At 37.0% G+C, this 7,550-nt stretch carries 7 protein-coding genes; all 7 read left to right on the top strand.

The window, feature by feature from the left end; translation table 11 throughout:
- The first annotated feature begins 387 nt into the window (after positions 1-387).
- On the top strand, positions 388-1,815 hold the full coding sequence (locus MRZ08_RS04185; RefSeq protein ID WP_297379606.1) for a carbohydrate ABC transporter substrate-binding protein: 1,428 nt from the start codon (positions 388-390) through the stop codon (positions 1,813-1,815).
- A 50-nt stretch (positions 1,816-1,865) separates the two neighbouring features.
- Positions 1,866-2,756 (top strand): sugar ABC transporter permease, encoded by an 891-nt coding sequence (locus tag MRZ08_RS04180; protein ID WP_297379603.1) that lies wholly within the window; start codon positions 1,866-1,868, stop codon positions 2,754-2,756.
- Between the two features lie 9 nt (positions 2,757-2,765).
- A complete protein-coding gene (locus MRZ08_RS04175) occupies positions 2,766-3,620 on the top strand; it encodes a carbohydrate ABC transporter permease (protein ID WP_297379601.1) in 855 nt (284 codons plus the stop codon).
- Positions 3,617-5,776, top strand: a complete 2,160-nt coding sequence (gene gnpA, locus MRZ08_RS04170) for a 1,3-beta-galactosyl-N-acetylhexosamine phosphorylase (RefSeq protein WP_297379598.1) — start codon at positions 3,617-3,619, stop codon at positions 5,774-5,776. Before MRZ08_RS04175 ends, gnpA begins: the two co-directional genes overlap by 4 nt.
- 2 nt (positions 5,777-5,778) lie before the next feature.
- Positions 5,779-5,958, top strand: coding sequence for a hypothetical protein (locus MRZ08_RS04165; RefSeq protein WP_015778586.1), 180 nt, complete (start codon positions 5,779-5,781; stop codon positions 5,956-5,958).
- A gap of 9 nt (positions 5,959-5,967) precedes the next feature.
- Positions 5,968-7,068 (top strand): sn-glycerol-3-phosphate ABC transporter ATP-binding protein UgpC, encoded by a 1,101-nt coding sequence (gene ugpC / locus MRZ08_RS04160; RefSeq protein ID WP_297379593.1) that lies wholly within the window; start codon positions 5,968-5,970, stop codon positions 7,066-7,068.
- 11 nt (positions 7,069-7,079) lie between these two features.
- Positions 7,080-7,550: SDR family NAD(P)-dependent oxidoreductase (locus MRZ08_RS04155; protein ID WP_297379590.1), on the top strand; the 471-nt coding region annotated here is incomplete at its 3' end.

Genomic DNA, 7,550 nt, shown 5'->3' with positions numbered 1-7,550 from the left:
ATAGGGCTGTCTTATCCTTAAGCAAATACGATAAGATTGGCTTTGTCTCAGGAGTTAACTTCGAAATGCTCTACTACGCCCTAACAAGCGAGATAGCTGATTTAGACCTTTATATAAAAGATATAATGGACCATGCCAAGGACTCTGTCTTTAGATTTGAATGATTAAGTGGTAGTATCCACATGTAAATTAAAGACCTTGCAAATGTTTTATTATTATTTTATATTTTAAATATTTAATTGTATAAAAATATTAAATATTTTTCATGTAACTTAATACAGCTTGATTATAACTCGTTTTAATCTGAAAGGAAAAAAGCTCTTGACAAATTGCAAACCTTTGCTTATAATTTAGATAAAGGTAACTACCATATTTAAGGAGGAAAATATGAAGAAGTTAAAAACAACTTTATTAGCAGCACTCGCAATTTTTGCATTTACAGCTTGTGGCGCTAATGAAAACGACGGAGCAAACAAGGACGAAGCTGCTCCAAGTAGTGAACAGACAGAACAAAAAGACGACAACAAAGAAGAAAAAGATTCTTCTGAGGATAGTTCTGACAAGAAGTTTGCTGGAAAAACTCTAACACTCGCAGGACTTGACGGTGGTTATGGAACTGAAGGTTGGAATAAGGTAATTGCAAACTTTGAAGAAATGACAGGAGCTAAAGTAGAAGCTAAATTCGAAAAGAATATCCATGAAGTTATAAGACCAGAGATCCAAGCAGGAAATGCTCCTGATGTAATCTACAACAATATCGGACAAGAATCAGGTCTTACTGAAACAATGATTAAGGAAAATATGTTGATGGATATCACAGATGTCCTAGACATGACAGTTCCTGGCGAAGATAAGAAAGTTTCTGAAAAGATTCTACCTGGCTTTACAGACACAGCAGTAACAAATCCTTATGGAGACGGCAAAACTTATCTTGCTCCACTCTTCTATTCACCAACAGGTCTTTGGTACAACAAGGCCATGTTCAAAGAAGGTGGCGGAAAATACGAACTTCCTAAGACAATGGATGAGTTTATAGCTCTTGGTGAAGAAGCTAAGAAAGACGGTATTTCCCTATTTACTTATCCAACAACAGGATATTTCGATACATTCTCATTTGCAATGTTCTATAGCATCGGCGGATCTGAATTATTCGACAAACTAGTAAACTATGACCCAGAAGCTTGGAAGAATGAAGCAACTCCATACTTTGAAACTGTAGGAGAAATCCTAAAATATCTAAATCCAAACACAGTTGCTCAAGCAAACAACGAATCATTCACACAAAACCAACTTCAAGTAATGAAAAACGAAAGCTTATTCATGCCTAACGGTACATGGATTGTCGAAGAAATGAAAGATGCTCAAGGTGTAGCTGATAATTTCGAATGGGGTCTAATGGCTTTACCTTCAATGAATGAAGGCAAAAGATATGCTTACTCTTGGTTTGAACAAATCTTTATTACAGAATCTACTAAAGAAGCTGACCTTGCCAAAGAATTTATAGCTTACCTATATTCTGATGAAGCAAGCAAACTCTTCCTAGAAAATGGTGGAGCAGTTCAACCAATCAATGGTATCGAAGATATGATTACTGATGAAAATCAAAAACTATTCTACTCAATCTATGAAGATGATGTAACTGCAGCCCTAGGTGGTTGGGGACAAGCTCCAGCAGTTGAGGGTGTAGATATGACAAAAGAGTTATTCGATGCAGTAAACTCAGTTGCAAATGGCGATAAATCTGTAGAAGACTGGCAAAAAGACGTTGTCTCTGCAGCAGAAAAAATATCAGAAGCTGTAAAAGCTCAAAAATAGTTAGAAATCAAGGGCGGGCTTTCCCGCCTTTCTATTTATAAGGAGTCAATATGAAAAATAGTAAAGAGAAGAAAAGATTTATTATAACAGGACTTTTGCCATCCTTGATTCTTTACACAATCTTTATGGTATATCCTGCGATAAGCGTCTTCTACGAGTCTCTCTTTAAGACCGGGGGCTTATCTGGCAAGAAAACTTTCGTAGGCTTAAATAACTTTAAGTTACTCTTAAAGGATAATAATTTTATTAGATCTTTTCAAAACACAATCTTTTTAATAGTTATAGTTACAATTGTTACTATGTTTCTTGCAATTATATTCGCCTCTGTCTTATCTAGAGAAAAGCTTAAGGGCAGGAATTTCTTTAGGATTATTTTCTACATTCCAAATATCTTATCAATAGCCGTTATTGCTTCTATCTTTGCAGCAATCTACGGAATGGATCAAGGACTTATCAATGGATTTTTGAGATTGTTTAATGAAAATCACACCAACATCCCCCTCCTTGGAGATAGGATGTATGTTGTTTATTCGATTGCCTTTGCAATGATTTGGCAAGCGATAGGTTATTATATGGTTATGTATATGTCAACTATGAGTCAGATTCCTGAGCATCTTTACGAAGCAGCGAATCTTGACGGAGCCGGAAGAGTGAGACAATTTTTTGATATCACCCTCCCACTCACATGGGAAACTATAAGGACAACCCTAACCTTTTATGTAATTTCTAATATAAACATAGCCTTTCAGATTATAAAGGCCCTAACTGGTGGAGGTCCTGACGGAGCAAGTCTAACCCTTCTCAACTACCAATACGAACAAGCTTACACCAATTCATCATTTGGATATGGTCTTGCTATAGGTGTTGTAGTTTTCCTTTTCTCTTTTATCCTATCAGCTATTATCCATAAGATTAGCAAAAGAGATATTTTACAATACTAGGAGAATATTATGAAGAAAAAAGTAAATATTTTTAATATTTTTATATACCTATGTCTTGCCATATTCGCCCTATCTATAATTATCCCAGTAGCTTGGGTCTTTATGGCATCTATTAAGACTAATCCAGAGTTTTATGGCAATCCTTGGGCTCTCCCTCTAGGATTCTATCTTGATAACTTCAAGGATGCTTGGTCTGCTGCTAACATGGGAGATTATTTTATAAATTCCCTAGTAGTTACAGCGACAGCCCTAGCTATACTTTTAATAATCTCTCTTCCATTTTCCTATATTCTAGCTAGGATGAACTTCAAGGGAAGAAAGTTTGTAAATTCTTACGTAAAAGCAGGGCTTTTCATAAACTTATCTTATATAGTTATCCCTATATTCTTGATGGTAAGAAATGTTTCAAAATTCCTACCAACAAGCTTATTAAACAATAGATTCGTCCTAGCCTTAATCTATGCTTCGACTGCTGTTCCTTTTACAGTTTACTTGTTGACAAATTTCTTTTCTGCAATCAGCAAATCCTATGAGGAAGCAGCCTACATCGATGGAGCAGGATACTTTAGAACAATGATTGATATAATGATTCCTATGGCCAAACCTGCTGTTATTACAGTTATCTTGTTCAACTTCCTAAGTTTCTGGAATGAATATATCTTGGCTTTAACCCTAATGACAGACCCAGAAAAAAGAACCCTTCCGGTAGGTCTTATCAACCTACAACAGGCAGCAAGAGGAGCTGCAAATTATGGAAGATTGTACGCAGGTCTTGTAATCGTTATGATACCAACACTTATTATTTATATACTAGTACAAAAACAACTCACCGAAGGAATGATGGTAGGAGGAGATAAAGGATGATTGATAAAAAAAGAGGAAGATTGACTCTTCCAAGCGAAGCTAACTTTTATGATGAAACGATTGAAATGCTAGAAAAATTAGGAGCAGATGCCATAAGAGACTCTGATGGAACCTATCTTCCAGAAGATATCAAAGACATAGAAGGAGTTGATATATACACAAACTTCTTCCCAAGCAGGGGCCACAATGACTTTGCAGAGACTGTTCCTTTCGAAAGATCAAGATATTTCTTGATTAGTGATTTTATAACAGCTACTAAAGATACAACTGAAATTTCTTTCCTAAAAGGCTACTATCCAGAACAAATCATAGCAGACTATGATTACGAGCCTAAGGACTGGTGGGAAGTATACGACAGAACTCTAGGCGAAGTCGTAAGTAGCGATGATTGGGAAGTAGATAAGGAGAAAAATATAGTAACTGTAAAGACTAGACCTTACCATGTCTATACGGTAAACTTCCTAGCCTATGGTATTTGGGATCCAGTGCAGATGTATAACCACATCACCAATGATTGGGGCGATGAGGTAGCCCACCATATTCCTTTCGATGTAAGATATGAGAAATCGAGCAAGTTTGTTGAAGAAAATCTAGAAAATTGGCTAAAGGAAAATCCTAAGACAGATGTAGTAAGATTTACGACCTTCTTCTATCAATTCTCTCTGATATTCAATGAAGATGCCAAGGAAAAATATGTAGACTGGTTTGGCTACTCAAACAGTGTTTCTCCAGAAGCTATACTAGAGTTTGAGAAGGAATACGGCTATAGGCTCACTAGCGAAGACTTTATAGACCAAGGTTTCTACAACAGCAATTACAGAATCCCAAGAAAAAAATACTTAGACTACATCGACTTCCAACAAAAATACGTATCTAACAAAGCCAAAAGACTAGTCGATTTAGTTCACAAATACAACAAAAAAGCGATTATGTTTTTGGGTGACCACTGGATTGGAACTGAACCTTACGGCAAATACTTCAAAAACATAGGCCTTGACGGAGTAGTAGGATCTGTTGGTGATGGAGCAACTCTTAGAATAATTTCTGATATAGATGTCCCAATGACAGAAGGAAGATTCCTCCCTTATTTCTTCCCTGATGAATTCTACGAAGGAAATGATCCATCAATCGAGGCTAAGGACAACTGGGTTAAGGCTAGAAGAGCCTTACTAAGATCTCCTCTAGATAGGATTGGCTATGGTGGCTACCTATCCCTCGCCTACAAGTTCCCAAAATTTATCGACTATATAGCAAAGGTAGCTGATGAATTTAGAGAAATCCACGACATTTCTTCCAAGTATGTTGCATACAAATCATGTAAGGTCGCAATCCTTAACTCTTGGGGAAAGATTAGAACCTGGGGAGCCTATGTCGTAGCCCACGGCAAATGGTTCAAACTAGCCTACTCCTACAATGGAATGATGGAAGCCTTATCCGGAATGGATATGGAAGTAACTTTCATAAACTTCGATGATGTTAGGGCTGGAATTGATGAAGATATAGATGTAATTATCAATGCTGGCGATGCCTACACAGCATTTTCTGGTGGAGATAGTTTCTTAGATCCTGAAGTTCTTACAAATCTTAGAAAATTCGTATACGAAGGCGGAGGCTTTATAGGAATAGGAGATCCAACAGCTTACCAACATCAGGGAAGATTCTTCCAACTCGCAGATGTTATGGGAGTTGATGTAGAAAAAGGATTTTCTCAAGGATATGATAGATACTTCACAAAAGAAGTCGAAAATCACTTCATTACCAAGGACCTAAAAGAGTATGTATATGGTGAAGAAAGACCTAATGTCTACGCCATATCTGACAAAACTCAAATCCTAAAATACGCTAACAACGAAGTTCAAATGGCAGCAAATGATTACGGAAAAGGCAGGAGTTTCTACGCTATGGGACTTGCCTATAGCCTAGAAAATACCAGACTTCTAAAAAGAGCCATCCACTATGTAGCCCACAAGGAAGATGACTTAGAGAAGTATTTCGCCAAAGACTTAAGACTAGAAGTAGCGGCTTATCCTGAGCTTAACAAATATTGCGTCATAAATAATTCAACCGATAATGTTAAATCTTTAGTTTATGACGGCAAAGGAAATAGCCATGAAGTAGAAATCGAAGCAGGCGACTTGATTTGGTTTGAGGAATAGTTATGGATTATTATAAAAAGAGAAAAATAGACAATCTAATACTTTTAATATTGTTTGTAGTAGGTGTTGTTTTACAATTTCTAGGACATAGGAAAGCAGGATATGGACCACTTCTTATTCAATTCCTATCCCTTGCCATTTTGCTTTTAGTTTTATACCTATACAACAGAAGACATGCTTAGGAGGCTTGTATGGCAGGATTAAAATTCGACCATATTTATAAAATATATGATAACAAATTTACAGCAGTAAAAGATTTTAACTTAGAGATAAAAGATGAAGAATTCGTAGTATTCGTTGGACCATCCGGTTGTGGTAAGTCAACAACTCTAAGAATGGTGGCAGGACTTGAAGAAATATCCAAAGGCGAGCTCTACATCGGAGATAAACTCGTAAACAATGTAGAGCCAAAGGATAGAGACATAGCCATGGTATTTCAAAACTATGCACTCTACCCTCAGATGACTGTCAAGGAAAATATGAGCTATGCCCTAAGGATTGCAAAAGTTCCAAAAGATGCAATAGACAAGAAAGTAAAGGCAGCCGCAGAAGTACTAGGTCTTGAAAACTACCTAGATAGAAAGCCTCAGGCCCTATCTGGTGGTCAAAGACAAAGAGTTGCCCTAGGCCGTGCCATAGTAAGAGACCCACAAGTTTTCCTAATGGATGAGCCCTTAAGTAACTTGGATGCCAAATTGAGGGTTCAAACAAGAGCAGAAATAACAAAACTTCACGAACAACTAGATACGACCTTTATCTACGTAACCCACGATCAGACAGAGGCTATGACTATGGCAGATAGGATTGTAATCATGGAAGATGGAATAATAAAACAAGTTGACAGTCCAGTCAATGTTTACTCCAAACCTGAAAACTTGTTTGTGGCAACTTTCATAGGATCTCCACAAATGAATCTAATTAATGGTAAAGTAATAGTAGAAGAAGATAATTACTATATGGTAAATGATAAAATCAAATTCCATATATCAAAGAATAAGGGAGATCAAATAAAATCCAAGGGATATCTAAACAAAGAGTTAGTTTTAGGTATCAGACCTGAGCATATCTACGGCGATTTTAGAAAGACAGAATCTTCTATAGTTGGCCTAGTTACATTTATCGAGCTACTCGGTGCCCAACAATACGCCTATCTAGACGTAGCTGGCGAGAAGATTAACGCTGTTTTGAGCATGGATGAGAATTTGAGCAAAGGCCAAGAAGTTAAACTATACCTAGATGAGGAAAAAATGCACTTTTTCGATAAGGACTCCCAAGAAAACATTCTTCTATGAGAGGAGATTTTATGAAAAACGTACTAATAACTGGAGGGGCTGGATATATTGGCTCTCACATTGCTGTAGAGCTTTTAGATAAGGGCTACAAGGTAAGCCTATACGATAACTTATCCAACTCTTCCAAGCTTGCTGTCAAGAGAGTAGCAGAAATCACAGGCAAAAGCCCTAATTTCTACGAAGCAGATATTCTAGATAAAAAAAGCCTAAAGGAAGTTTTTATAAAAGATAAAATAGACGTAGTAATCCACTGTGCAGCCCTCAAGGCTGTGGGAGAATCAGTAAAAAAACCCCTAGAATACTATCACAATAATATCACAGGAACCCTAACACTGCTTGAAGTTATGAGAGAAGTAAGCTGCAAAAACATAATATTTTCTTCATCAGCAACAGTCTACGGAGATCCCGAAACTGTGCCTATCACAGAAGACTTCCCAAAAGGCGAATGTACCAACCCTTACGGCTGGTCTAAGTCTATGATG

Origin of the sequence: Anaerococcus sp. (genome assembly GCF_022770135.1) — a bacterium.
Classification (GTDB): domain Bacteria; phylum Bacillota; class Clostridia; order Tissierellales; family Peptoniphilaceae; genus Anaerococcus.
The sequence above is the reverse complement of the archived record's forward strand: the minus strand, read 5'-3'. Positions and strand labels throughout refer to the sequence as shown.

What these genes read in the sequence shown, in the direction of transcription:
- gnpA (WP_297379598.1), top strand. Translation starts at nt 3,617, where the DNA reads ATGATTGATAAAAAAAGAGGAAGATTGACTCTTCCAAGCGAAGCTAAC.
- MRZ08_RS04165 (WP_015778586.1), top strand. Translation starts at nt 5,779, where the DNA reads ATGGATTATTATAAAAAGAGAAAAATAGACAATCTAATACTTTTAATA.
- ugpC (WP_297379593.1), top strand. Translation starts at nt 5,968, where the DNA reads ATGGCAGGATTAAAATTCGACCATATTTATAAAATATATGATAACAAA.
- MRZ08_RS04175 (WP_297379601.1), top strand. Translation starts at nt 2,766, where the DNA reads ATGAAGAAAAAAGTAAATATTTTTAATATTTTTATATACCTATGTCTT.
- MRZ08_RS04180 (WP_297379603.1), top strand. Translation starts at nt 1,866, where the DNA reads ATGAAAAATAGTAAAGAGAAGAAAAGATTTATTATAACAGGACTTTTG.
- MRZ08_RS04185 (WP_297379606.1), top strand. Translation starts at nt 388, where the DNA reads ATGAAGAAGTTAAAAACAACTTTATTAGCAGCACTCGCAATTTTTGCA.